The sequence below is a fragment of the Burkholderia diffusa genome (assembly GCF_902499115.1).
Classification (GTDB): Bacteria; Pseudomonadota; Gammaproteobacteria; order Burkholderiales; family Burkholderiaceae; genus Burkholderia; species Burkholderia diffusa.
Genome location: NZ_CABVPN010000047.1, coordinates 1 through 24,882 on the forward strand (window position 1 = coordinate 1; position 24,882 = coordinate 24,882).

20 protein-coding genes and 1 pseudogene are annotated in these 24,882 nt (G+C 63.3%); 5 read left to right on the forward strand and 16 right to left on the reverse strand.

Annotation, left to right across the window (positions count from 1 at the left end):
* The 8 genes from BTE28158_RS31145 to BTE28158_RS31180 form a co-directional block, all read right to left on the reverse strand.
* On the reverse strand, window positions 1–2,105 hold a 2,105-nt coding region (locus tag BTE28158_RS31145), incomplete at its 3' end, for an ESPR-type extended signal peptide-containing protein (protein ID WP_302477721.1).
* Between the two features lie 1,068 nt (window positions 2,106–3,173).
* Complete coding sequence (locus BTE28158_RS31150) at window positions 3,174–4,076, reverse strand: ferritin-like domain-containing protein (RefSeq protein WP_151050914.1); 903 nt, start codon at window positions 4,074–4,076, stop codon at window positions 3,174–3,176.
* Between the two features lie 82 nt (window positions 4,077–4,158).
* Entirely contained in the window at window positions 4,159–4,377 is a 219-nt protein-coding gene (locus tag BTE28158_RS31155; protein ID WP_006749916.1) for a hypothetical protein, read from the reverse strand.
* Window positions 4,378–4,602: 225 nt separating this feature from the next.
* A complete protein-coding gene (locus tag BTE28158_RS31160; RefSeq protein ID WP_124629771.1) occupies window positions 4,603–5,253 on the reverse strand; it encodes an NADPH-dependent FMN reductase in 651 nt (216 codons plus the stop codon).
* 311 nt (window positions 5,254–5,564) lie between these two features.
* Window positions 5,565–5,870, reverse strand: coding sequence for an NIPSNAP family protein (locus BTE28158_RS31165; RefSeq protein ID WP_059598866.1), 306 nt, complete (start codon window positions 5,868–5,870; stop codon window positions 5,565–5,567).
* Between the two features lie 24 nt (window positions 5,871–5,894).
* Window positions 5,895–6,092 (reverse strand): hypothetical protein, encoded by a 198-nt coding sequence (locus BTE28158_RS31170; protein WP_151050912.1) that lies wholly within the window; start codon window positions 6,090–6,092, stop codon window positions 5,895–5,897.
* A gap of 78 nt (window positions 6,093–6,170) precedes the next feature.
* Window positions 6,171–7,520 (reverse strand): DUF3999 domain-containing protein, encoded by a 1,350-nt coding sequence (locus BTE28158_RS31175; protein ID WP_151050910.1) that lies wholly within the window; start codon window positions 7,518–7,520, stop codon window positions 6,171–6,173.
* On the reverse strand, window positions 7,517–10,915 hold the full coding sequence (locus BTE28158_RS31180; protein ID WP_174920279.1) for a DUF2339 domain-containing protein: 3,399 nt from the start codon (window positions 10,913–10,915) through the stop codon (window positions 7,517–7,519). Before BTE28158_RS31180 ends, BTE28158_RS31175 begins: the two co-directional genes overlap by 4 nt.
* A gap of 476 nt (window positions 10,916–11,391) precedes the next feature.
* Here BTE28158_RS31180 and BTE28158_RS31185 point away from each other — a divergent pair.
* The 4 genes and pseudogenes from BTE28158_RS31185 to BTE28158_RS31200 all read left to right on the forward strand — a co-directional run.
* Window positions 11,392–12,683: pseudogene (locus tag BTE28158_RS31185) on the forward strand (quaternary amine ABC transporter ATP-binding protein); the annotation flags it as partial.
* Window positions 12,676–13,572 (forward strand): choline ABC transporter permease subunit, encoded by an 897-nt coding sequence (choW, locus tag BTE28158_RS31190; RefSeq protein WP_059681521.1) that lies wholly within the window; start codon window positions 12,676–12,678, stop codon window positions 13,570–13,572. The pseudogene BTE28158_RS31185 and the gene choW, both read left to right, overlap by 8 nt.
* A gap of 114 nt (window positions 13,573–13,686) precedes the next feature.
* Entirely contained in the window at window positions 13,687–14,688 is a 1,002-nt protein-coding gene (locus BTE28158_RS31195) for a GlxA family transcriptional regulator (RefSeq protein WP_124629774.1), read from the forward strand.
* Window positions 14,689–14,798: 110 nt separating this feature from the next.
* Entirely contained in the window at window positions 14,799–15,746 is a 948-nt protein-coding gene (locus BTE28158_RS31200; RefSeq protein ID WP_151051174.1) for a choline ABC transporter substrate-binding protein, read from the forward strand.
* 136 nt (window positions 15,747–15,882) lie between these two features.
* Here BTE28158_RS31200 and BTE28158_RS31205 read toward each other — a convergent pair whose 3' ends face one another.
* Window positions 15,883–16,308, reverse strand: a complete 426-nt coding sequence (locus BTE28158_RS31205; protein ID WP_151051176.1) for a PACE efflux transporter — start codon at window positions 16,306–16,308, stop codon at window positions 15,883–15,885.
* 158 nt (window positions 16,309–16,466) lie between these two features.
* On the opposite strand from BTE28158_RS31205, the gene BTE28158_RS31210 reads away from it, so the two are divergent.
* Complete coding sequence (locus BTE28158_RS31210) at window positions 16,467–17,390, forward strand: LysR substrate-binding domain-containing protein (protein WP_151051178.1); 924 nt, start codon at window positions 16,467–16,469, stop codon at window positions 17,388–17,390.
* 49 nt (window positions 17,391–17,439) lie between these two features.
* Here the strand turns inward: BTE28158_RS31210 and BTE28158_RS31215 are convergent, their stop codons facing one another.
* From BTE28158_RS31215 to BTE28158_RS31245, 7 genes are all read right to left on the reverse strand, one after another.
* On the reverse strand, window positions 17,440–18,588 hold the full coding sequence (locus tag BTE28158_RS31215) for a WD40/YVTN/BNR-like repeat-containing protein (protein ID WP_151051180.1): 1,149 nt from the start codon (window positions 18,586–18,588) through the stop codon (window positions 17,440–17,442).
* Window positions 18,589–18,644: 56 nt separating this feature from the next.
* Window positions 18,645–18,914 (reverse strand): MoaD/ThiS family protein, encoded by a 270-nt coding sequence (locus tag BTE28158_RS31220; protein ID WP_011659529.1) that lies wholly within the window; start codon window positions 18,912–18,914, stop codon window positions 18,645–18,647.
* Between the two features lie 285 nt (window positions 18,915–19,199).
* Entirely contained in the window at window positions 19,200–19,811 is a 612-nt protein-coding gene (locus tag BTE28158_RS32875; protein WP_275404722.1) for an RHS repeat-associated core domain-containing protein, read from the reverse strand.
* A gap of 1,916 nt (window positions 19,812–21,727) precedes the next feature.
* Window positions 21,728–22,186 (reverse strand): RHS repeat-associated core domain-containing protein, encoded by a 459-nt coding sequence (locus BTE28158_RS32880; protein ID WP_170296468.1) that lies wholly within the window; start codon window positions 22,184–22,186, stop codon window positions 21,728–21,730.
* Window positions 22,159–22,329, reverse strand: coding sequence for an RHS domain-containing protein (locus BTE28158_RS33020; RefSeq protein WP_170296469.1), 171 nt, complete (start codon window positions 22,327–22,329; stop codon window positions 22,159–22,161). The genes BTE28158_RS32880 and BTE28158_RS33020 overlap by 28 nt, the downstream gene beginning before the upstream one ends.
* Window positions 22,330–22,347: 18 nt before the next feature.
* Window positions 22,348–22,689: a hypothetical protein gene (locus BTE28158_RS31240; protein ID WP_151051184.1), complete on the reverse strand. Its 342-nt coding sequence runs from the start codon at window positions 22,687–22,689 to the stop codon at window positions 22,348–22,350.
* Between the two features lie 75 nt (window positions 22,690–22,764).
* A partial coding sequence (locus BTE28158_RS31245; protein WP_174920281.1) for an RHS repeat-associated core domain-containing protein occupies window positions 22,765–24,882 on the reverse strand: 2,118 nt, incomplete at its 5' end.

The following is a 24,882-nucleotide window of genomic DNA, read 5'->3' on the forward strand; positions in this document are numbered from 1 at the left end:
GTCGACGTGGAGGTCGACAGCGACGTAACCGAGCTGTTGGTCGAGCTGAGGCCCGTGGACAGCGAGTTGATGCCGGTCGAAGTCGAGGTGGAGAGCGACGAAATCGAGCTGGTTGCCGACGAGAGACCCGTCGACGTGGAGGTCGACAGCGACGTAACCGAACTGTTGGTCGAGCTGAGGCCCGTGGACAACGAGTTGATGCCGGTCGAAGTCGACGTGGACAGTGAACTGATCGAGCTATTAGCCGACGAGAGACCCGTCGACGTGGAGGTCGACAGCGACGTAACCGAGCTGTTGGTCGAGCTGAGGCCCGTGGACAGCGAGTTGATGCCGGTCGAAGTCGAGGTGGACAGCGAGCTGATCGAGCTGGTTGCCGACGAGAGGCCGGTCGACGTGGAGGTCGACAGCGACGCCACCGAACTGTTGGTCGAGCTCAGGCCCGTGGACAGCGAGTTGATGCCGGTCGAGGTCGACGTGGACAGCGAACTGATCGAGCTATTAGCGGACGAGAGGCCGGTCGACGTGGAGGTCGACAGCGAAGCCACCGAGCTGTTGGTCGAGCTGAGGCCCGTGGACAACGAGTTGATGCCCGTCGAAGTCGACGTGGACAGCGAGCTGATCGAGCTGGTTGCCGACGAGAGACCAGTCGACGTGGAGGTCGACAGCGACGTAACCGAGCTGTTGGTCGAGCTGAGGCCCGTGGACAGCGAGTTGATGCCCGTCGAGGTCGAGGTGGACAGCGAGCTGATCGAGCTGGTTGCCGACGAGAGGCCGGTCGACGTGGAGGTCGACAGCGACGCCACCGAACTGTTGGTCGAGCTGAGGCCCGTGGACAACGAGTTGATGCCCGTCGAGGTCGACGTGGACAGCGAGCTGATCGAGCTATTAGCGGACGAGAGGCCGGTCGACGTGGACGACGACAGCGACGTAACCGAGCTCTTGGTCGAGCTGAGGCCCGTGGACAACGAGTTGATGCCGGTCGAAGTCGAGGTGGACAGCGAGCTGATCGAGCTATTAGCCGAGGAGAGGCCGGTCGACGTGGAGGTCGACAGCGACGTAACCGAGCTGTTGGTCGAGCTGAGGCCCGTGGACAGCGAGTTGATGCCGGTCGAAGTCGACGTGGACAGCGAGCTGATCGAGCTATTGGCCGAGGAGAGGCCGGTCGACGCCGACGTCGACAAGCTGCTGATCGCGCTCGTCGTCGTGCTCATCCCGGTGCTGAGTTGGGCCACGGTGACCGCGTCCTGCGGTGCCGAGCCGTCGGCGACGTTCGTGATGCGACGCAGGGCCGTCGAGCTGCCGACCGACACTTCCGACGTCGGCGCGGCGCTGCCCGTCAGATAGCCCGTTCCCGTCGGCGCTGCCGCGCCGGTCACGCTGCCTGCACCGATCGCGACGCTGGATGCGTAGTTGGCCGTGCCGCCGAGCGCGATCGCGTTGGTGCCCGTCGCCGTTGCGCCGTTGCCGATCGCGGATGCGCCGGAGCCGGCTGCAGTGGCACCCGAACCGAGCGCGGTGCCGTTGGTACCGACCGACGTGACGGTCGCATTCGAACCGATTGCGATGCCTGACGTCGTCGCCGAGTTGACGTTCGAAAACCGGCCCAGCGCGATCGAGTTGGTGCCTGCCGCCACCGCACCGCCCGTGCCCGTGCTGTTGCCGCCACCGATCGCGATCGAGCTCGAGCCCGATGCGGTCGAGTCGTTGCCGACGGCGGTCGCGCCCGTGTTGAGCGCCTTCGCGCCGGAGCCGATGCCGATCGCGCTTGAGCCGGACGCCGTCGTGGCCTGGCCGAATGCCTGCGAATAGCTGCCGGACGCCGTCGCATTCGCACCGATCGCAATCGAGGTCGCGCCGCTGGCCGTTGTCTGGCTGCCCCCGTTACCGCCGATGGCAATTGCCTGGGCGCCCGTCGACGTGCCGCCGCCGGCGAAATACTGCGCGTGCGCAACGTTGCCGACGGCCGCCCCCGCGACGAGCGCGACGGTTGCCACGACCTTTACGACGGCGGACTTGTTCGGCTTGCCCCGTGCCGAATCGTGTTCGGATGCTGCGACCCAGGCGCCAAGAGCTTCGTTCCAGATCGAGCGGTATGTGCGGTTCATGTCCTACTACCTCCAAATAAGCACGCCACACACCGGTCTCTTTCGTTAGATGAATTTGCCGTGCGCTCGCGCGAATCTCAAAATTGATGGGCGGAGTTTATTTGAGGAGGTATTTTGAGATTGACAAGAAGTGAAAAATTGAATGCTTTGAAAGTTAAAAAATTGTTAATGCATCGCGTTTTGATACATCCAAGTGTAAGAAAATCAAAAATGCGTGGAATATTGAGTGAAGGGTGCCTCCTGGTTCGGCGGTTTGTGTGAAAAACCATAAAAATCAAAGATATAGGTGATTTGTGTGTGTCACGTTACACATCGCCAGACACAAAAAGTAAGACAAGTGAAACAACAAACGTTTGCGGCAAACGTTTGCCTTTCTGGATTGTAATATTTGATGGTGTGCTAGCTCGAATGGATTCGACGGTCTTGTTAACTTGTTAATTTGAGATTTGGGTGGGGTTTTTAATTGCATTTACTGGGTTTTCTGGGAAATCAAAAAAACATGAAGAAAGGATTGTCCGGCTATGCTGGTTTGCGCATTTCGCCGGACGCACTCGCCCGTGGGGCGGGCCTTCCCCGGCGGCCGGCTTCGCGAAGTTGTAAAAAAATGCTACAGGGGCATTGACTCAGCCATTGGGATTCCCGAGTGGAATCTGCCCTATTGACGTATTTCGTGTGATGGGTTCGGAGGCGAATTGGACGACGTGCCGGATCGTCCACGACGACGGTCGTAGACGCGCGGGTTGAGGGCAACGGGAGCAGCGAGCAGGAAACGTCAGATTTGAGCCACAGTGACGCGAACTTGCTGGCCAGGGCGCACATTCCGCGGGAGGAAAGACGACGTGCAAGAGCGTCGGATGAGTACTGCCGGGCGGATGGGCGCGCGTTGGCTGGCGTGACGTCGCGCCAGCCAACGCGGGATGCGAGCCGGAGGGGGCTCGTTTTCGTCCGACAGTGTGTGCCGCCGTGCCGATGGCGGTCGCGGCCGCACGTCGCGGTTGTGCTACCCGGTCCGGGCGATGCAGTAAATCGCCCCAGACAAGGTGACGCCGGAAACCTGCCGCCGCAGCCTTATTTCCTCAGGAATCGCAGCGCGAGGCGCGCCATGCGCGGCACGAACATCGGGCGCAGCAGCCGTTTGTCGTACCCGGCCATCCGCCGGTCGTTCTCGGTGAGGCACAGTTCGATCAGTTCGCGCGGGTTGAGCGCATCGCCGATGTCGGCGGTGCTCGTCGCCGGGAAGTTCGCGTCGTGCGCGACGCCGTCCGCATCGATCCCGCGCGCGATGCCGATACGTTCCCGGATCAGGAACGCCCACACGGCCGCAACCCGTGCGAAGAACCACGGCCGGCGCCACCACGGCAAACTCCGCCAGTACCACGCATACCAGTTCACGAAGAACAGGATGTGCCGGCCTTCCTCCTGGATCACGGGTTCGAAGGTGTCGACGAGTTCGGGCGGGAAAAAGCCGGAGCGCTGCGCCGAGCGGAACAGGCCGAACGCGAAGAAGCTGTCGATGCACTCGCTGAAGCCGGTCACCATCCACGACCACTCGGGGTCGTTCGGTGCCGGATAGGGTGGCTCGGGGGCGAGCGCGATGCCGTATGCCTGCACCAGCTTCGACAGCACGACCTTGTGCCGAGCCTCCTCGGCGCCGTCCATCTCGAGCGCCTGGCGCAACAGCGGATCGCCGACGGTCGCCGCGAAGGTGGCGACGCGGATCGACGCGCGGCCTTCGGTCTGCACGGCGATGTCCCAGATCGGCAGCGACGTGAGCCGCTTGAGTTCGTCGGGCTTGAGCGGTGGCCAGTCGATGACGGCCGGTTTGTACGGGTTGTGCGTATCGAGCAGCATGCGGCAGAACATCTGCCTGTGCGCATCGGAACCGATCCTGACCGGACCCTGGTGCTTGAAGGTCCAGTTGCGCATGGTGTGATCTGCCGCTGCATGCTCTTTCAGCAGCGTGTCGGACATGGCTGTTGTTATGCGATTACGAGTCGAAAGATTTTTGCATAGCTTTCGTAATCGCGTATTTTCGAGCCGCCCCGCGCTGCGCTCAGGCCTGCGTGTCGACCCAGAGGCGTCCCCAGCGGGACGCGTACGCCAGCGCGTGCTCCTCTTCGAAGAAGAAATCGATCGCGTCGAACGACACGGCGCGCGGCGACGGACCGCCGCTTGCCTTCTCGATCGTCAGGTTCGCGGCGAACAGCCCGTTCGGCAGCCGGGCGGCAGCGGGGGCGACTTCGTAGCCCTTGTAGCGGATCGTGCGGTTCATGGCGTGCGCATGGAAGGTTCGGGCTTTCAGCGTACGAAAACGCGCGGCACGCGTGAACCAATCTTTCGGCCAATGCAAATCACGTGGCGGGCCGGATCGTTATCGGCGCGGCGAGCCGGCATGAAGCATGGGGGACGACGTCGCGATGCGTGCCGGACGGCTGGACACGCGCGCCCGCGCGCGGCGAACGTCGTCGGCCGGGCGCGGGCGGCGGGGAGGCTGGGGTTACTGGTTGGCGATCTTCAGCACGGGGGCGAGCGCGTCGACCGATGCGGCATGCGCGGCCGCGCGATGCGACGCGAACGCGAGCGCGAATTCGGCTGCTTGCGAGCCGACGGTTTCGAGCTGCGCGACGACCTTCGGATCCGAGCAACTGTCGGCGCTGTCGAAGCGCGTTTCGAGCGTGTTCACGGTGGCGCCGAACGGGGTCGGCCAGCCTCGCAGCGCGTGGACGATCGAACGCAGCGACGTCAGCACGGTGCCGGCGGCCTGCCAGCCGTAGGCCGTGACGATCAGGCCGACCGCGCGGCCGTCGAGGTACGGGCGCTCGTCGGCGCGCAGTTCCTCGAGCGTGTCGAGCGCGTTCTTCACGAGGCCGGACACGCCGCCGTGATAGCCGGGCGTCGCGATGATGATCGCGTCGGCTTCGCGTACGGTGTCGATCAGCTCTCGCTGCGCGTCGGTCAGCGTCTTGTGTTCGGGGGCGTAGTGCGGCAGCGTATGCAGGAACGGGCCGTCGAACAGTCGCGTGCGTGCGCCGGCGGCCTGCGCGCCGCGCAGCGCGAACGACAGCGCGCGCTCGGTCGACGACGCGGCTCGGGTGGTCCCGCCGATGCCGACCACGAACGGGCGGCGGTGTTGATCGAATGCAGTCAAGGGGCGCTCCTAGGGGATGGCTTGCCCGGCTAAGCACAGGCTTAAAACCAGATGGTAACGACCCCGCCGTCACTCTGAAAACGACTTTTCGTTCTATCGATATGCCATGCACGCGGGGCGAACGTGCGCGCGGCGACGCAGATGGATAGCAGAAATGCTTGGTTGGGACGGCGTGCCGCGTTCGATAAGATGGGCCCGTCTCCTCCATGATGTCTCTACTGACATGGGTTGGCCCCGCCGCGCGGATGCAGGCGGGGCTTTTTTTCGTCCGGCGCCGGAAAGGGGGTGCGATGCGCGGGCGTTATGCGACGTTACGCGAACACCGGCCGGAAGAAGCTGCGCTCGTAGCTGACGATGCAGCGCGTTTCCTCTGCATACCGGAACGCGGCCTGGCAGGCGGGATCGGTTTTCGAGCGCTCACGGTAGCGCTCGTATTCGGCGAGGCTCGGGAACGAGAACATCGCGAGCGCGATGTTGCTGGCACCTTCGGAAGGCAGGAAGTAGCCGTGATGCGTGCCGCCGAATTGCTCGACGAGCGGAATCCACATCTTGCCGTAGGTTTCGAACTGCTCGAGTTTGTACGGATCGATGACGTAGCGAAGGAAGCAGGTGACCATGGGCGCTCGCGGTGCTGTTGAGGATCAGCGAGTCTGGATCGCGTCACCGGGCGTGTCAACGAGGAGCCGGCCGCGCTCGCGCCCGCTTCGTGCATCGCGGGCGAAGGTTTCGCGCGTGCCGACCTGCGTCGACGCCGACGTGCGCGTCATGGACTGCTTGCGGGCGCAACGATCGGTGAGTGCCGCCACGTGTTCGATGGCGCCGAACGCATGCGCATGCACACCGTCGCGCCATCGTTCCACTTCTTGCGACGCCTCGCGGCGCGCGGCTGCGGCCCGATTCGTCGTGCCGGCGTGGTATCAATCGTCACGTGTGTGCGCGTCGCTGCCGCGCGCGAGGCGCCATGCGATCGTGCCGAGCACGCCGACCGCAACGACCAGCGCCCCCCACAGCACGTAACGGCGGATCGCGTCCTTATCGGCGGCCGGCTCCGACGGGGCCGCCGAGACCGGCAGGGCCGCGCCGACGCGCGCGGGCCGCACTTCCGGCGCCATCCCGACCAGCAGCGCATCGCGGCCCACGGCCGACGAAGGCAGCGACGCATTGCCGACGCCGAGCGTGAACGGCGGCGTGCCGCGCGCGACGAACGTCAGGGCGGCCGGATGCCAGCCGACCACGACGGACGGCTGGCCGCCGCCGAGCCCGCCGTTGCGCATGTCGACGACGATTCGCCACGCGCGATCCGGATTCGACGCGAACGCCAGCGGCGGGTTGCGCTGTTCGCCACCTTTGCCCTGCAGCCGGAACAGCACCCCGCCGGCGACGTCGCGCCACGGCGTTTGCGCGTCGGGGCGGCTCTGCAGCGTTGCGCGCGCAACCGTATTCGGCTGTGGAAGGTCGATGCGCACGCGGTCGACCGGATAAGCGCCGTCGGTGTCGAACAGATACTCGCCGGGCGCACTGCCGGCCCGCACGTGCGCGGCTTCGCGCCATTGGCGCGGCACGGCCGCGCTGTCCGCCGTGCGTGCATCGTGCGGTCGCGTTTCGGTCTCGATCGACCCGATCGAGGGCGCGCCGTCGAGCCAGTCGAGCCGCAGGTAGCGCGGCCCTGTGCCTTCGAGCGCGATGCGTTCCTGCATCAGCATGTCGCCGCCGCGCCCGACCTTCAGCAATTGCGTGCTGCCGAGCGAGCGCCAGCTGCGCAGATCGTCGCTCGCCGCGACTGCGACACGCCCCTGGTAGCTGTCGTCGCTGATGTGCACGAGCAGTGCGTCGACCTCGCCGTCCGCGTGCGACAGGTCGACGAGATCGGCCGCATGCTTCGCGCGCGCCGGCGCGGTGACGGCTGCGTGCAGCGAGCCGTCCGGCGCAACCGACACGCCGAGCGGTGCGTGCCCGTCGTCGGCGCGCGCCGGAGGCAGCGGGAACCACTGTACCGGCGTGCGCGACGGCGGCACGGCCGCCGCCGCTGGCGCATCGAGCGAGTAAGGCACGGGCTCGCCGCTGCCGTTGAAGATGCGCACGTCGCCGAGATCGTCACGCCGGCTGGCCGCATAGACGGTCTGCGGCACGGTCAGCTGGTAATACGCGGCGGTGCCGTCGAGATCCAGCGAGAAGCGTTGGGCAACGCGTTCGGCACCGGGCGTGCCGTCGGCCGCCGCGAACGACGTCAGCAGGCTCAGGCCGAGCAGGGCTGCGAGTCGCTTCATGGTTGGTGATCATCCCGTTGGGCCGCTGCCTTCGGCGGCAGCGGCGAGAAATAGCCGATCAACAGCAGCAGGATGCCGATACCGATGAACGACACGATACGTTCGATGCCGGTGACGTGCGACAGGTCGAACAGGAACAGCTTGATCACCGTGAGCGCGAGCAGCGCGGCGCCGACGAACCACAGCGGACGCAACCCGCGGCGCGTGGCCCAGATCATCGTCGCGAGCGCGCAGAGTGTCCAGTACACGGAAACCGACGCCTGCACGAGCGTCGATTCTGCCATTGCATCGAACGCGTACGGCACGCCGGTCCAGTGATGCAGCGTGCGCAACAGGATTGCGTTCAGCCACAGGAAGGCCGTCGCGCCGGCCGCGCCGAGCAACTCGACGCGGTAGTTGCCGAACGACCAGCCGAGCTTGCGCGCGCGCACGAACCACGACGCGGCGAGCGCATAGACCACCACGAGCACGAGGTCGAGCGGATTGAGCAGCGGGACGCGCGCCCAGCTGCCGCCGTCCTGCGTGAAGTTCGCGTAGAAGGTCCAGCCCCACATCACGACGATCAGCGGCAACGACGCGAGCGCACACACGCGCGCGATGCCGTCGCGGCGCGTCAGCCACATGCCGGCGAACGCGAACAGACTCCAGCCGACCATGAACACCTGCTGAATGCCGAACGACGACAGCACGGCGTCGATGTCGTAGGCGAGGTGGAAACGGTGATGCAGCGTGCGCAGCAGCAGCGCGTTGAACCACAGGAACACGGTCGCGAGCGCCGCCAGGTCGGCCGCGAGTGGATGCCAGACGACACCGAGTGTCTTCAGGCGGCGCAGCCAGGTCGCGAATGCGACGAAGATCAGCAGTTGCGCGACGTCGAGCGGATTGAGCAGCGGCAGCCAGAACAGCGGCGACGCATCGCCGTCGCTCGTCACGCTGGCGATGCTCCACAGCCACAGCAGCGCGGCGAGCGGCGCGGCCCCCCACACCTGATACGCACGCGGGAACGCGGCGACGGGCCAGCGCAGGCGGGAGCCGGGGCCCGAAACCAGCAGAAGCAGCGCGCCGAAGCCGTAGGCCCACGCGCTCCAGCTCCACGCGCCTTCGGGCACGAACGCGCGCAGGCGCCAGAAGCCTTCGAGCGAGAATAGTCCGCACAACGTCCAGAACATCAGCGTGTGCAGCGGCGCGATCACCGGGGCGGGGAGGGCCGCCACGGCCGACGTGCCCGTCGCGCCCGCGACCGGGCCAGCCGCCGCCGTGCCGCGCGACTGACGCAGCAGCAGCGCATAGCATGCGATGACGGCGATCGGCCACGCGAACGCGCCCATGCCCGACAGTGGCGCCTCGTGCGCATCGAACGCGCGCAATGCGAGCAGCGCGAGCACCGGCGTCAGCGCGAGTGCGGGCCATTCGGCGATCGGCCACGCGAGCTTGCGGCGCGCGACGTGTGCAAGCCATGCGGTGCCGGCTGCGAACAGCGCGGTCGCGTCGACGACGAAGCGGTCCGCATGCAGATCGACGTGGCGGCTCGCATAGACGAGGATCTCGTGCAGCCCGCCGCTTAGCCACCACAGCAGCCCCCAGGCCGCGGCCGCCGCGCCGACGTCCGGCATCCATGCGTGCCACGCGCGCGCTTCGTCGCGCCCGTGCAGCCACCAGCCCGTGAACAGCCCGGCGAGCGCGATCAGCAGCATCGCGATATACGGGCTGTTGAGCACCGGCAGCGCGTTCGTGTCGGCCGGCCCGAGCAGGCTCGTGAAGAATGCGCCGGCCGCGGCGATCTGCATCAGCAGGCCGAAGCCGAACGGCGCAAGGCGTTTCTCGCGCACGCCGACCCACACGATCGCCGCGCCTTCGATCGCCCACGCGGCACTCGTCGTCGGGCCCGAAAATGCGAGCGGCACCGCGAGCGTCGCGAAGATCACCGCCAGCGCGAGCATCGCTTCGAACAGCAACGCGAGACGGTCGCGGCGCCGCGCGAGCCATGCGGCGACCGCGACGTAGAACGCCGACAGCGCGACCGAACTCCACGCGAGCCCGAACGGCATGTCCTTCACGAGCGCCGCCTGCAGCGCCGTCGCGACGATCGGGGTGCCGAACACGAGCGTGCCGTCCACGTAGTGGCGCAGCGCCAGTTCGCGTTTCACCGCATACAGCAGCGCGATGCCGACATACATCAGGAAGAACAGGATCAGGAACGGTTCGGTGGTCGCGAACAGCGCGGGGCGGTACGCCGTCACGCCCCACGCCGAGCCGATCGTGAACGTGAACACGAAACCGAGCAGGTTCAGCGGACGCCAGGCCTTGAACCATGCGATCGCGAAGATGCCGGCGTTCAGCAATGCGTAGTAGCTGAACAGCGCGACATGGCTGCCGTGGCCGGTCGACAGCAGGACCGGCGCGAGAAAGCCGCCCGCACTGCCCATGAATGCAAGCGGCAGCGCGTTCTGCTTCACCGCGAGGAACGCGCTCAGCGCGCACACCGCGACCATCAGCGGGAACGCCGCGCCGACCGGCAGCAGTGCGTAGAGCTTGGTCGCGGCGAAGATCGTCAGGTACAGGATGCCGATGCCGCCGCCCTGCAGCACGAGGCCGTATGCCGCGCGGCGCGCACGCACGCGCCAGCCGATCGCCAGGAGCGCCGCCGCGGCGAGTGCCGTGCCGGCCAGGCGGAATTCGATCGGCAGCATGTTGTTGTCGGCCGCGTACTTGAGCAGGAAAGCGACGCCGAAGAACAGCACGATGATGCCGACGCGCACGACCGTATTGCCGCCGAGCAGCCAGTCGCGCGCGGCGCGGAACGCGCGTTCGGCGATGCCGGGTTCGCGGGGTTTCGGCGGGGCGGGAGGGGCTGATGGCGAAGTCGTCGCGGGCGGATGCGTCGGCGCGCCGGCAGCGGCGGTCGCGTCGCTCGTCGGCGTGGCGACTGCCGGTGCGGGAGCCGGGATGGACGTCGACGGCGTCACGCCGGCGCGCGCGACGGCCGGCTGCACGGACGGCCGCGGCGGCATTGCGGCGGGTGAAGGCGTGACGGTGGTGGGCATCGCCGGTGGCATTTGCGCGGCGCTGCCGGTCGTGGCGGCACCGGCCTTCGCGCCCGCGAGTTGACCGCGCAGCACATCGAGCTCGCGCGTGAGCGTGTCGACCGTCGCTTCGAGGCGCGCGACGCGATCGGCGAGCGGCACGGGGGCGGGTTGCGGTGTCGCGGGATTGGTGTAAATCGCGAATGCGTCGGGTATCGTGCCGCCGCTCTTGCGCTTGCGTTGCTGCAGCGCGTGACCGATGCAGAACCCCACCGCCGCGCCGAGCAGCGTGCCGTTGGCGGCGGAGAAATCCCCGAACAATGCGGCGATACCGCCCACGATGAAACCGATTGCGGCAAAAGCCCAATTCATCGCCTTGCTCCCTCTCTCATTTCGTTATCGTCCTTCGATCGGCGCACGGCTCGATCGAGGCTGTTTCAGTCTGGCCGGCAGGCGAACCGGCATGCGCACGCCGTCGGCGCAGCGCCACGCCCAAGGCGCGCGGCGACGTCGCGATCAGCGTGTTTGCCGGCAATGTATCACAATGGCCATGGGGGATTTTCTGGGTTGCGGGCGGGCTGCGAATCGTGGCTGTCGCACGTTCGCGATGCGGGGTTTCGTACGACCATTCGTTTCGCACGAACGGGGCAGACGAGGTCGTCCGATCGGACGTGGAATTGTCGCAAAGCGACGCGCGGCCTCCGCGGGTTGATGCAAAACGACACCGCTTGCGCGTCGCGCTGCTGCGCACAAGTCATGCTCGAGATGCCCGCCGCTATTGGCCTTGCGCGTATTGCATCGCCGCAATCGAGTGCCGCCGCGCGCCGTGCCCCGCGTGGCGTGGCCGCCGGGTGTGTCGTATTTGCGCAAGCGTTTGTCGTAATTCGTCGGCAGGTCGGGGTTTTTTCTGGCAACTATGTAGGCACGCTATGCGACGCGTGAGTCCCCGCTACACGAGGAGAAGGTTTCGATGGATGCCCCCAAGGTCGTGGTCGAAGGTCTGTGCAAGGTATTTGGAAGCAACCCGCAGCAGGCACTCGACATGCTCGCTGCCGGCGCGACGAAAGATGATGTGCTCAAGCGTACCGGTCAGGTCGTCGGTGTGCACAACGTATCGTTCGACGTGCAGGAAGGCGAAATATTCGTGCTGATGGGCCTGTCCGGCTCCGGCAAATCCACGCTGATCCGCCTCGTGAACCGGCTGGTCGATCCGAGCGCCGGCAAGGTGCTGATCGACGGGCTCGACGTCGCGTCGGCACGCCGCTCCGCGTTGACGGCGCTGCGCCGCAAGGACATGAGCATGGTGTTTCAGTCGTTCGCGCTGATGCCGCATCGCACCGTGGTATCGAATGCCGCGTTCGGCCTCGAGGTCGCAGGCGTCGGCAAGAAGGAACGTGAACGCCGTGCGATGGAGGTGCTCGAGCAGGTCGGTCTCGCACCGTTCTCGCACAAGCTACCGTCCGAGCTGTCGGGCGGCATGCAGCAGCGCGTCGGCCTGGCCCGCGCGCTGGCCGTGAATCCGTCGCTGATGATCATGGACGAGGCGTTCTCCGCACTCGATCCGCTCAAGCGCCGCGAAATGCAGGACGTGCTGCTGCAACTGCAGAAGGAACAGCGCCGCACGATCATGTTCGTGTCGCACGATCTGGAAGAGGCGCTGCGCATCGGCAACCGCATCGCGATCATGGAAGGCGGCAGGCTCGTGCAGGTCGGCACGCCGCAGGACATCATCGCGAACCCGGCCGACGACTACGTGCGCGCGTTCTTCGACGGCATCGACACGAGCCGCTATCTGACGGCGGGCGACCTGATGCAGACGGGCGCCGTGCCGACCATGTCGAAATGCGATGCCGCGAACGTCGCGGCGACGCTGAACGGCAGTGCCGAATACGCGTTCGTGCTGGACGCCGCCCGCAAGATCCGCGGCTTCGTCACGCGCGAGGCGATCGGTCAGGACACGCCGTCCGTGCGGCCGATCGAAAGCATCCGGCGCGATGCGTCGCTCGAACATGTCGTCGCGCGCGTCGTCGCGAGCCCGAATGCACTACCCGTCGTCGACGACGACGGCTGCTACTGCGGCTCGGTCGACCGCGCACTTATCCTGAAGGCCATCACGCGCTCGCGAGGCTCCCATGTCTGAAATGATTCCGCTCGGTAGCTGGGTCGACCAGTCCGTTCACTACTTGCTCGACCATGACGCGGCGACGTTCGATACGATCGGTCGCGCGATCGAGGGCCTCGCCGCATTCGTCGAGCACAGCCTGCAGGCGATCCCGATGTGGCTGATGATGGCGATCTTCATCGGTGTCGGTCTGTGGCGCGTGGGCTGGCGCTTCGCGCTGTTCACCACCGCGTCGCTGCTGCTGATCTTCGCGACGGGCTTCTGGGACCAGACGGTCATCACGCTCGGCCTCACGCTGTCGTCGACGATCGTCAGCCTCGTGCTCGGCATTCCGCTCGGCATCTGGGCGGCGAAGAGCAAGTGGGTCGCCGCGATCGTGCGTCCGATCCTCGACCTGATGCAGACGATGCCGGCGTTCGTGTATCTGATTCCGGCCGCGATGCTGTTCGGTCTCGGCCGCGTGCCGGGGATCCTGTCGACGGTGATTTTCGCGATGCCGCCGGCCGTGCGCCTGACGAGCCTCGGTATCCGTCACGTGAACCGCGAGATCGTCGAAGCCGGCCAGGCATTCGGTTGCACGCCGTGGCAGCTGCTGTACAAGGTCCAGTTCCCGAACGCGCTGCCGTCGATCATGCAGGGCGTGAACCAGACGATCATGATGGCGCTGTCGATGGTGATCATCGCATCGATGGTCGGCGCGGGCGGCCTCGGCAACGACGTCCTTGCAAGTATCCAGCGCCTCGACATCGGCCTCGGCTTCGAAAGCGGTCTGTCGGTCGTGCTGCTCGCGATCATTCTCGACCGTATCACCGAGAGCTTCGGCCGCGCGCCGGGCACCGTGAAAGCACCGCTGTTCTCGGGCCTGAAGCAACTGCTCCGCGCGAAGGCCACGCCCGCGCAAGCGTAAGCAACCGGCGGCCGGTTCGCCCTCCGGCCGCCTCCCCTGATTCGATACCGGCTTCCGTGGCGTTTGCCACGGGGCTGGCTGCGTGCAACCTGCTCAATTCGCCAGGAGCCCGATGTGACGTCCGCCGCCGCTGCCGCCGTGCCCGCCGCTTGCGTTTCACCGGTTTCGTCCCTTGCCCATTTCGGCTTCCTGACGCTGCCGAATTTCTCGATGATCGCGTTCTCGAGCGCTGTCGAAGTGCTTCGGATGGCGAACTACGTCGGGCGATCCGACCACTACCAGTGGTCGATCTATTCGCTCGACGGTGCGCCCGTGCATGCCAGCAACGGCATCGCGGTGCGGCCGACCCAGGCGCTCGACTATACGAACCTGCCTGACGTGATGATCGTGTGCGGCGGGATCCGCATCCGCGACGTGGTCGACGACGGCGCGCGCGACACGCTCGTCGCGCTCGCTGAGCGCGGGCTGCCGCTGGGCGGCATCTGCACAGGGGCGTATGCGCTGATGTCGGGCGGTCTGCTCGACGGCTATCGCTGCACCGTGCACTGGGAGAACCTGTCCGCGCTGCATGCGGAGTTTCCGCGGGTGGGGTTCGCCGACGAGTTGTTCGTCGTCGATCGCGACCGGCTCACCTGCACCGGCGGCACCGCGCCGCTCGACCTGATGCTGAACCTCGTCGGCATGCGTTTCGGCCAGCAGCTCGCCGCGCAGGTGTCCGAGCAGTTCATCCTGGAGCGCATCCGCAGTTCGACCGACACGCAGCCGATTCCCGTCGATGCGCGCGTCGGTTTCTCGCGCGCGGAGCTGATCGAGGTCGTGCGGCTGATGGAGGCGAACATCGAGGAGCCGCTTTCGCTCGAGGAACTCGCGCGGCTCGTGCGGCTTTCGCAACGGCACCTGCAGCGCATGTTCAAGGTTTACCTGAATGTGTCGCCCACCCACTATTACCTGACGCTGCGTCTGAAACGCGCGCGCGACCTGCTGCGCACGACCGACGCATCGATCGCGCGCGTGACGACGACGTGCGGATTCCATTCGCCGTGTCATTTCAGCAAGGCGTATCGCGCGCAATTCGGTCACGCGCCGAGCTACGAGCGACGGTTGCCGGGGCGCTGACGCGACCCGCGCGAGCCATTCGGTCCGCGACGCCGCCGGGATCTCGGCACGCGGTTTCAACACTCGATCCCGCACCCATGAAAAACGACGTCACTTTGAGGAGAAGACAGATGAAGCGCCTATTGATCGCAGCGGCATGCGGGGTCGGGATTGCAGCGCCGATGTCGGCGGTTTATGCGGCCGACCCGCCCGTATGCAAGAACGTGCGCTTCGCGGACGTGGGCTGGTCCGACATCGCGGCCACCACCGGTCTCGCATCGACGATGCTGCAGGGGCTCGGCTACACGCCGACCAAGACGATCGCGTCGGTGCCCATCACGTTCGCGGGCATCAAGAGCAAGCAGATTGACGTGTTCCTCGGCTACTGGTCGCCGACGATGGATCCGATCATCCAGCCGTTCACGAAGGCCGGCACGATCAAGGTGCTCGCAACGCCCAACCTGACCGGCGCGAAATACACGCTCGCGGTGCCCGACTACGTGTACCAGGGCGGCCTGAAGTCGTTCGCCGACATCCAGAAGTTCGCGGACAAGCTCAACGGCAAGATCTACGGGATCGAACCGGGCAACGACGGCAATCTGCTGATCAAGAAGATGATCGACGGCAACCAGTTCGGCCTCGGCAAGTTCAAGATGGTCGAGTCGAGCGAGGCCGGGATGCTGGTCGAGGTGAATCGCGCGATCCGCGACAAGCAGTGGATCGTGTTCCTGGGCTGGGAACCGCATCCGATGAACGTGCAGATGAAGATCGATTACCTGAGCGGCGGCGACGACGTGTTCGGCCCGAACTACGGCGAAGCGAAGGTGCTGACGGCCACGCCGCCCGACTACGCGCAGCGCTGCCCGAACGTCGCGAAGTTCGTGTCGAACCTGCAGTTCACGACGACGATCGAGAATCACGTGATGGTGCCGATCATGAACAAGGAGGATCCGAACAAGGCCGCGGCCGAGTACCTGAAGGCGAATCCGCAGGCGCTCGACAAGTGGCTCGCGGGCGTGACGACGATCGACGGCAAGCCGGGTCTGCCGGCGGTGAAGGCGTATCTCGGCGTGCATTGAGCGACGAGACGAACGGCGCGCTCGCTGAAGGCGGCGCGCCGGCGTGATGAAACGCGGCCCTCCCGTGTCGCGCCGGCGGGCCGCGTTGTTTTCGGGCCTGGAGCCGATCGACGAAGCGCCGGGCCGCGAACGAACGTCACGATTCCTTCGTCGCCGCCGGCACGTCGAACACGCGATCGAATGCCCACTGGAACACGAACGCGTAGCAGAAGAAGAACGCGAACAGCCCGATGTCGACGACGAACGCGTCGAACCACGAGATGTCGAGCCACCACGACACGACCGGCACGAGAATGAAGATCAGCCCGCCCTCGAATACGGTCGCATGCAGGATTCGCCGCGCGAGCGTGCGCCTCGGCTGCCGGCGCGACGCTTCCCAGCGCTCGAACAGCGCGTTGAAGATCATGTTCCACAGCAGCGCGATCGCGGACATCGTTGTGGACAGCGCGCCCGAATAGACGAGGCCCTGCTTGAAGATCGCCGCGATCGCAGGCGAGATGCAGGAAATGGCGATCGCTTCGTAGAGCACTGCCTGCGTGATCCTGCGCGGTAGGCCTTGCACGTTGTTTCTCCGGTTCGACGGTGACTCGACGGTTGCTTGCGCGGCACGGTGCCACGACGTCCCGCAAGGCTACGTGCGTTGCGCGAGCGCTTCAATTCACCTAATCTCACCCGGATTGAATCGAATTCAACCCGGCCGGACCCGGCCCGCGAGGCCCCGTGTTCTCGAAAATTCCCCTGACCGCATTGCGTGTATTCGAATCGTCGGCGCGGCTCGGCTCGTTCAAGGCTGCGGCGGACGAGTTGTCCGTGACGCCCGCGGCCGTGTCGCATCAGATCAAGTCGCTCGAAAGCCGGATCGGCGTGCTGCTGTTCGAACGTGGCGCGAGCGGCGTGCGGCTCACGGAGGAGGGCGAGCGCCTGTTTCGCGCGAGTCACGATGCACTGCTTGCGCTGAGCCGCGGGCTCGACGCGGTGAGGCCCGAAGCGGCCGATGAGCGCACGCTCGTGCTGACGACTACGCCGGCGTTTGCAGCGATGTGGCTGATTCCGCGCCTCGGCCGGTTTCGGCAGGTCGATCCGCAATTGAACATCAAGGTCGAGACCGGCAACACGCTCGCCGATCTCGAACGCGACGCGCGAATCGATCTCGCGATTCGCGCGACGTCGCGCACGTTTCCGGCACTGCACGAGATTGCGCTGATCGACGAGTATTTTGGCGCGTATGCGGCTACCGGGTTCGATGCGCATCGTTCGGATGAGCGCCTCGATTTGATCGAGACCGTGTGGGATACGCCGCTGCCGGTGTCGATCGATTGGGCCTCGTGGTGTCGTGCGGCGGGCCGGGGCGTGTGGCTCGAACGCGCGGTGTTCCGTCACTACGACGACGAGCATTACGCGTTGCAGGCGGTATTGCACGGGCAGGGTGTCGGGCTGCTCAGTTCCGTGCTGGTTGCCGAGCACGTCGAGCGCGGGGCGTTGATGCCGATCGAGCCGTCGGTGCGGCTCGCCGGCGCACGCTTCGTCGCGCTATGCCGGCCCGGGCGGGAACGCGAGCCGCAGGTCAGGCGGTTTCTCGAGTGGCTCGAAGCGGAAATCGCGCGCACGCGTGGGGCGGTGGCCCGAATCGCGCCGCGAATGTGAAGCAACGGTCCGGCGCCTGCGTTCCGCTGTGAGGCGTTCGGGTCCTTCGTTACCCGAAACGCACGCAATACACCGGCGGCAAATGCGCGGAGACCTGTTGCCAGTTTTCACCGCCGTCGCCGGACGTCCATAACCCTCCCGTCGTCGACGCCATCGCGAGACGCGTGCCGGAGTCGTCCACCGCAAGCCCGTGCCGATACACGAGGTCGTAGGCCGGCGCGGGCGGCAGCCCGTTCGACAGGCTCTCGAAGCTGCGGCCGCCGTCGCGCGTGCGCGTGACGACGAACCGGCCGTTTACCGGAATTCGGCACGCATCCTTCACCGCAGGTACGAACCATGCGGTGTCGGGATCTGCCGGATGCACGGCGACCGCGAAGCCGAAGCTCGACGGCTGCGCTTCAATCCGCTGCCAGTGCGCTGCGCCGTCGGTCGAGCGGAAGATCGCGCAGTGATGCTGAGTCCACAGCACATCGGGAGCGGCCGCGCACTGGACGACACGGTGCGGATCCTGCACGTTGGGTTCGCCGCGCCGCTCGGGCGGCATGTAGTCGGCCTCCATGCCGTCGGCGCTGACGCGCCAGGTCGCGCCGCCGTCGAAGGTCTGCCAGACGCCGCCGCACGAAATCCCGATCGTCACGTGCCGGCTGTCGCGCGGATCGACCATCACCGAATGGATGCCGGCTGCATCGTAGCCACCGCCGAACCACTCGGCGCGCTCCGGGCGGCTCCATAGTGCGTGGTTGAGCACCCACGAATCGCCGCCGTCGTCGGAGCGGAACAGTCCACCCGGTATCGTGCCTGCCCACAATACGCCCGGCTCGTCGGCGCCGCCTGCTTCGAGCGACCAGATCTGCTGAAGCGTCCAGGGTGGGCGCGGCGGGGCAGGCGCTTCGTCATCCGAATCGCCGGCGCTGGTGTGTGTGTCGGCGTTAGCGCGAGGCGCGTCGGCGGGCTGCGGTGGATAGACGGGGACTGCACATTCTTCCCAGGCGGCGGCACCGGTGCGCCGGCGATGCAGCTTGACACCAAAATGGCCGAGATTGAGCGCCGCATACAGCGTGCCGTCGCGCGGGTCGGCCAGCGCCATGCTGACGGGTTCGCCGATGAAGTGCGGCTCGCCGAGCGACCAGCCGCCTTTGCCGTCGGGGTGCAGCACGAACAGGCCCTTGCGGGTCGCGACGAGCAGTCGATCGTTCATGTCGGGTGTCTCCAGTAAGTCCGACCGGGCGCTTGTTTCGATGGAGATGCGTCCCTTTATCCGCCGGACAACGCCTGCACGACATAGACGCGGCTGGCGTCGCCGAGCGCATCGGACAGGTGTTGCCGGTCGCGTACCGGCTGGCCGTCGATGAACACCGACAGGTGCTTTCGCAGCGCACCCTGGTCGTCGACGATATAGCCGCGCAGCCGGGGCTGCTCGCCGAAGACGGTTTCAAGCGCTTCGCCGAGCGTCCGTGCGTCGACGTCGCGCTCGGGCGTGTCGATGTGGCGCTGGATCGACGCCGCGAAGAAGAGGTGGGCCATGGCAGTGGCTGGCAGGAGCCGTGCGGAGGGGGACGGTCTGTAGTTTAGGCGATTCGCCAGCGGCGGAACGGTGACGTCGCGTAGTCGTGGTGCGCCGGCGTGTCGGATCTCGATGAACAATAGGAGCGCTCATCGGACCATATTTTTCAAGCCACTGATGTGAAAGGGTTCGCTCAACCCACCTAGCGCTACTGAACGCTCCTAGGATCAGAAAAATCGTCAGGAGCCTGAAAATTCGATTCACGACACTTCAGATTACTTTTTCAAAATGCCGCTGTCACTATTTTATGAAGCCTGAGTGGATCTATTCGGGCGATGGATTTTTCTGAATTGTTTGATGGTTGGCATACTCCACTGTACGTTAACTCCGACCCATTCCCCTGGAAGGACGGGAGAAGGGAACGCGAGGTTGGAGACGTCACCATAGATACCTTTGATCGACGTGTTGCTTGAAAGAGTTGGCAGCGGTGGCTGCGAACTCGCGCGATAAAGGTTCCCCATCCCGAGTAATACGGGGCCGGTCTGAAGTCCAAGCGGGTCAATCCAGCTTATCGGATTCCATGCGTACTGGTAGACGTTCCGGCCACCGGCCAGCTCAATCGGATCCTGTGTGATGTACCGCCCCACCTGTGGATCGTAGTACCGATACCGGTTGTAATGCAGCCCCGACTCATGGTCATGGTACTGCCCCTGGAAGCGGATGGGATTGGCGATCAGTGCCTTCCCCGACGCCTTTCTGATTGCCTCCTGCGCAACACCCCAGGCACGGTACTCCGCGCTCCATGCAATCCCGCTGTGCTCGTCCGTCAGTTCCTGCGGCGTGCCGAGTGGTACCACGCCAGGTTGTTGATGGCTGGTGCGGGCGGCGACGGCAGGGCAGCCATAGCGGGTCTTCATCCTGCCGGTAGTAATCGCCGTACTCGGGCTGGTCGAGCAATTCGATGGCTTCCTCGCGCACCGCCTGCGCCGCCGGCACAAAGCTGCTGGGCTCGTAGACGTAGTGCGTGCGCCGAAGCCGTCCTCGTCGGCGATCTTGCTTTCCCACGCCAGCGTGTCGCCATCCCACCCGTACTTCCAGCAGGCATGCGCTCTTGACGGCAGTCTCCCGCAGCTTCTGTAAGCCTCCATCGGCCATGATCATACTCAATAACACTTACACGTGTAATTTGCGACGGTGTTCCTAGTCGAATTTGGAAACGGTGCCTCCAAGATCCCAAACATGCCGCGGTCGCCACAAGCCTTGAGGCATTGACCCTCTCGCTCATTTATGTTTGGTTCGCTAAATTTTGCCAGGACAAACAGCACCGCCAAAGCAAAAAGAAGAACATATAAAAAAATCTTCGCCATTCGTTTCATTTCAATGTCTTTCTCGTGAAATGAATTCCCTCTTGTCCGTGCCTCTCGTTGAAAATTCCCGTTTTAAATGTTGTATTTTTTTGGGATTATAAAATTTTAATCATCGATTGCCTTGTCATTCTGAAATGCGTCACCCTCGTGATATCTTGAAGGGAAGTATCTATGTGGCTCCTGTCAAGGGAAGTGCCCCTTCCCCATTCATTGTCCTGGAGGAAGTGCGTTGGATGCGAAGGGAGGATCTGTAACATAGTTAAGTACGCCGCCAGGGTGGGGTTTCTCGTTGACGCCACCGACGGAGGAGCGTGGCGGCCCAATTTACCTGTCCAACGTCACGGGGGCAGCTCACTGTGGTCCTGCGTTCTTTCACAAGTGCGCCGGGCAATCCTGGGTAAGCTAATTTAATGTGGAATTTAATAGCATTTGCACTCATAGTTAAGGGCAGTATGTCGCGGAGAATAACTAGCAGGAGCATTCAAGCGACCAAACATTCCGCGCTTGCCACAATCATCTATGCATCGCTGTCTGACATCCTGAAAGCTTGGCATGCCGCATTTTGTCGCGACAAATACCATAACCAGCAAAGATAAGCCCGTATACAAAATAATCTTGATATAATTTTTCATGAGTTTGATTTGTGAAAGCTTTTGCTTTTTTGCAGGTAAATTTTATGATATCTTTCTATTTGATGAAAAAATTGATCGTTCTTTTTGGCTAAATCAATAATTATCAGCTGCGCGAAGGTCTTCTAACGGATCATCGCCATAGTAACCCTCGGTGCAATATGATTCAGGCATCGTCCATGCTATGTTTACGCTGACCCATTCGCCGCGGACTTGCTGAAGGGGCCAATGGAAATTGGATATCTCTCCCAATGCGCTTCCGTCGGTAGAGTTTTATGGTATTGATGGATTTGCGGGTATCGTTGTGATGCAGATTGCCCATTCCGTGTGGCGCTGCCCAGTTTTCTGTAAACCGAGTAGATCAATTCGGTTGTCAGGTTTTTTGATATTGGCATATGAGATTATGCTGATATTCAATTTGATCTGATCTTGCGATGTTGGTCTGCTGCGTTGGAGGATGAAATGGCGATGGCGGTTGTAGATGCATCTTCTTGTTTTGTCGTGTGGTTAGTAACAGCGACATTCAAGGCTATTTGAAATCTTTCTTCCGTATTGGGGGTGGGTTGGCTCTAATTTCCCAAACATGCCTATCTTTTTGCATCTTTCAACGCAATTATGCCATTTTTCCTGGTAAGTTTGTTGCCCGCACATTGCGATAAAGAAAATAAATGAAAGCGCCAAAAAAGTAGTAAATAAATTTAACCTTACGATGCGCGGCATTACAGTCCTCCTAGTGCGGTGCACGTAAATTTACGGGAATTATCTCCAAATACAGAATACGATTGATTGTAATGTTTGGGGCGTGCCTTGCAAGTAAGGCTGGAATCATCCGTCGACCTAAGATCTGAAAGAGGATCGTCGCCATAGTAGCCCGCGGAACAATAGGGTTGCGGAGCATCTATAGGGATATTTACTCCAGGCCAAACACCCGCGTAGTACATCTACTGGAATTGAGTTGTCGGAAATATCATTCAGTAGAAGTCTTGCTTGAGGATGGTGAGCAAGCGCAGGTCTCGGTGGCGTCGCATCAGCTTTGTATAAATGTCCCATCCCAAGGAGAACTGTCCCCCTCGCCTGAAGACCGAGCGGATCGACTCGCGCGACAGGATTACTTTGGCCGTATGCGTATAGATTGAGTCCGCCTCGTAAGCCAATTGGATCCAGGCTGATATACCGCGCCACCTCCGGATCGTAATGCCGATATCGGTTGTAATGCAGCCCCGACTCATGGTCATGGTATTGCCCCTGGAGCCGGATGGGATTGGTAATCAGTGCCTTCCCCGATGCCTTCCTGATCGCCCCCTACGCGACGCCCAAGAACGGTACTCCGCGCTCCACGCAATCTCGCTGTGCTCGTCGGTCAGTTCCTGCGGTGGGCCAAGGTGATCGCACTGATACTTCTTTCTCCATCGACGGAGAATTAAATCTGACTCATCCAGCCGATCAAGACAAGTACATTAATCCTGAATCTGCCAAGGGGGCTCTATCTGTGCGGCAAGATATTTATCAACCTCATCGGAGAGTTTGGTCTTTTCTCGTATCTCGGAAAGTGCGTGTTTGGTAACTAAAAACGGAACGTCATCAGGTAAAATTTTTATTTTAGGATTGCCAATGGCATCTGCCAAAATCATCACGTATCCTTTGTTTTGTCCCTTAATCGGAAAGCCGACGACCGTTCTCTCGGTTTGTAGCGCCCCAGGCAGAAGAATGTAGGGTGCACTGTTCTCAGTATCTCGGTAGTTATACTCGACAGCTTGCACGATAGAGTACTCGTGTTTATTGATGGCTTCGTTCTTCATTCCGAGAAAGTCACACCCTCCAAGAATGGAAACAATAAAGACCCATATATTTCTACGTCTGAGCATATGGACTCGCTATTTGTTGAAGATGAACATTTCGTCAGGAACTCCAGATCCCTTTGGGATGTCAATTATTGATATGGAGTTTCTGCGGGCAATTACCCCGGTGTCTATAGGGAAAGGGCTCGTATATGGAACAAAAATTGATGTAATGCCGCCTGCTTCAAGGGCATTTTGAGTTCGTGTTGCGCATGTGTCTCGGGCGGCTGCGCCTGGATTTTTAGTAGGGTCTGGAAGCGGCTTCCCTGTGTATCTTTTTATTTCATCCAGCATATGAGCCTCTTGCTCTGGCGTTGTCTTAATTATATATATCGTAGTATCTCGATACTTTGCCTGCTTTGAAAGATAATCGGTTACGCCGCTTCCTTCTCGAGTTCCAGTGCCGAAACTATAGACTCCCTGACCAGTAAATCCAATTGCAACATGGCCAAACGGATTGCTTAATATGCCTCGACCATGAATAACAACAGTGTCCAGCCCCAGTGGGTCAAGTGAAGTCAGCGGATTCCCGCCCGCGTAGAGATAAAGATTGAGTCCACCAGCAAAACCAAGCAGGTCTTTAGTTACATAACGAGCGCCGTGCGGATCATAGTACCGATACCGGTTGTAATGCAGCCCGGTCTCATGGTCATGGTACTGCCCCTGGAAGCGGATGGGGTTGGCGATCAGTGCCTTCCCCGACGCCTTCCTGATCGCCTCCTGCGCGACACCCCAGGCGCGGTACTCGGCGCTCCACGCAATCTCGCTGTGCTCGTCCGTCAGCTCCTGCGGCGTGCCGAGGTGGTCGCACTGGTACCACGCCAGGCTGTCGATGGCTGGTGCGGGCGGCGGCGGCAGCCATAGCGGGTCTTCATCCTGCCGGTAGTAGTCGCCGTACTCGGGCTGGTCGAGCAGTTCGATGGCTTCCTCGCGCACTGCCTGCGCCACCGGCACAAAGCTGCCGGGCTCGTACACATAGTGCGTGGTGCGTGCGCCAAAGCCGTCCTCGTCGGCAATCTTGCTTTCCCAGGCCAGCGTGTCGCCGTCCCAGCCATATAGCGTGAAACCGCATTGCAGCTCGCGGTTGCGCTTCACACGCTCGGCGCGGTTCCAGTGTGGCCCCGCTTCCCTTCTTTCCTCGTAGTGCGCCTGGCTGTGCTTGGACAAGCGCCGGCCAAGCGCATCGTAGGTGTAGTCGACCTTCAGACGCTCGTCTTCGTAGTGCGTGAGGCGGTCGAACAGATCCCAGGTGAAGCGGCCTTCCTTGCCGTTGTGCCAACGCTGGGTGAGGTTGCCGCGCGTGTCGTACTGGTAATGGGTGCCGGCGTATTGCTTGAGCAGGTTGTCCAGCGCCTTGATGCGCGGCATGCGCTGGCGCTCGGCTTCGCGCTGCTCGGCCGGGTCGATGAGGTTGCTCGCCGGGTCGAAGTCAAACGTCTCATGGCCGAGCCTGCTCTGCGCTTCGAGCAGGCGGCCCACCGGATCGTAGCGGTAGGCAAGCTGGCCGCGCCGCGTATCGTTGATGTCGGTGAGCTGGCCGCTGGCGTCGTAGCGGTAGCGGCGCACCAGCAGGCGGTTACCGCCTGCGGTGTGTGTGGGCGCAGGCGTGTCGCGCGCCAGCACCTGCTCGCTCAAGCGCCCCATGGCGTCCCACTGCTGCGTTTGCAGCAGGCGGTTGCCTTGTGTTCTGGCGACCTCGCGGTGCAGGTCGTCGCGCTCGTAGCTGACGAGTTCCCGCTCATCCAACTGGAGAGCAAGCACGTGGCCGCTGCCGTAGGTGAGCCAGCTGACGCGGTGACCGTCCGGGCGCACGGTGGCAATACGCTGGTTCAGCGCGTCGTATTCGTGCAGCCACACCCCGACCAGCGGCTGGCCCAGGCGGGTGTAGTGCTGGTGCTCACGCACCAGGTTGCCAGCCGGGTCGTGGAACCATTGCAGGCGGCTGTCGGCGTTGCTGGCCAGTGCCAGGTTGCCGTTGAGGTCGTAGGCGAAGCGCTCGATCTGCCAGTCGGCCTTGCGCGGGGCTGCGTCGCCAGTTTGCAGCGCAGCGCGCCGCTCGGTGAGGCGACCCATCGGGTCGAAGGTGTAGGCGGTGATGCGCTGCCCGTCGATGGCGCGCGCCAGTTTGCCGGTCGCCTCCTCGTACTCGTAGCG

Coding starts and splice junctions, on each gene's coding strand:
- BTE28158_RS31175 (WP_151050910.1), bottom strand. CDS start 7,520: ATGAAGCGACTCGCAGCCCTGCTCGGCCTGAGCCTGCTGACGTCGTTC.
- choW (WP_059681521.1), top strand. CDS start 12,676: ATGTCTGAAATGATTCCGCTCGGTAGCTGGGTCGACCAGTCCGTTCAC.
- BTE28158_RS31200 (WP_151051174.1), top strand. CDS start 14,799: ATGAAGCGCCTATTGATCGCAGCGGCATGCGGGGTCGGGATTGCAGCG.
- BTE28158_RS31220 (WP_011659529.1), bottom strand. CDS start 18,914: ATGGCCCACCTCTTCTTCGCGGCGTCGATCCAGCGCCACATCGACACG.
- BTE28158_RS31150 (WP_151050914.1), bottom strand. CDS start 4,076: ATGTCCGACACGCTGCTGAAAGAGCATGCAGCGGCAGATCACACCATG.
- BTE28158_RS31240 (WP_151051184.1), bottom strand. CDS start 22,689: ATGAAGAACGAAGCCATCAATAAACACGAGTACTCTATCGTGCAAGCT.
- BTE28158_RS32875 (WP_275404722.1), bottom strand. CDS start 19,811: ATGAAGACCCGCTATGGCTGCCCTGCCGTCGCCGCCCGCACCAGCCAT.
- BTE28158_RS31155 (WP_006749916.1), bottom strand. CDS start 4,377: ATGAACCGCACGATCCGCTACAAGGGCTACGAAGTCGCCCCCGCTGCC.
- BTE28158_RS31215 (WP_151051180.1), bottom strand. CDS start 18,588: ATGAACGATCGACTGCTCGTCGCGACCCGCAAGGGCCTGTTCGTGCTG.
- BTE28158_RS31165 (WP_059598866.1), bottom strand. CDS start 5,870: ATGGTCACCTGCTTCCTTCGCTACGTCATCGATCCGTACAAACTCGAG.
- BTE28158_RS31180 (WP_174920279.1), bottom strand. CDS start 10,915: ATGAATTGGGCTTTTGCCGCAATCGGTTTCATCGTGGGCGGTATCGCC.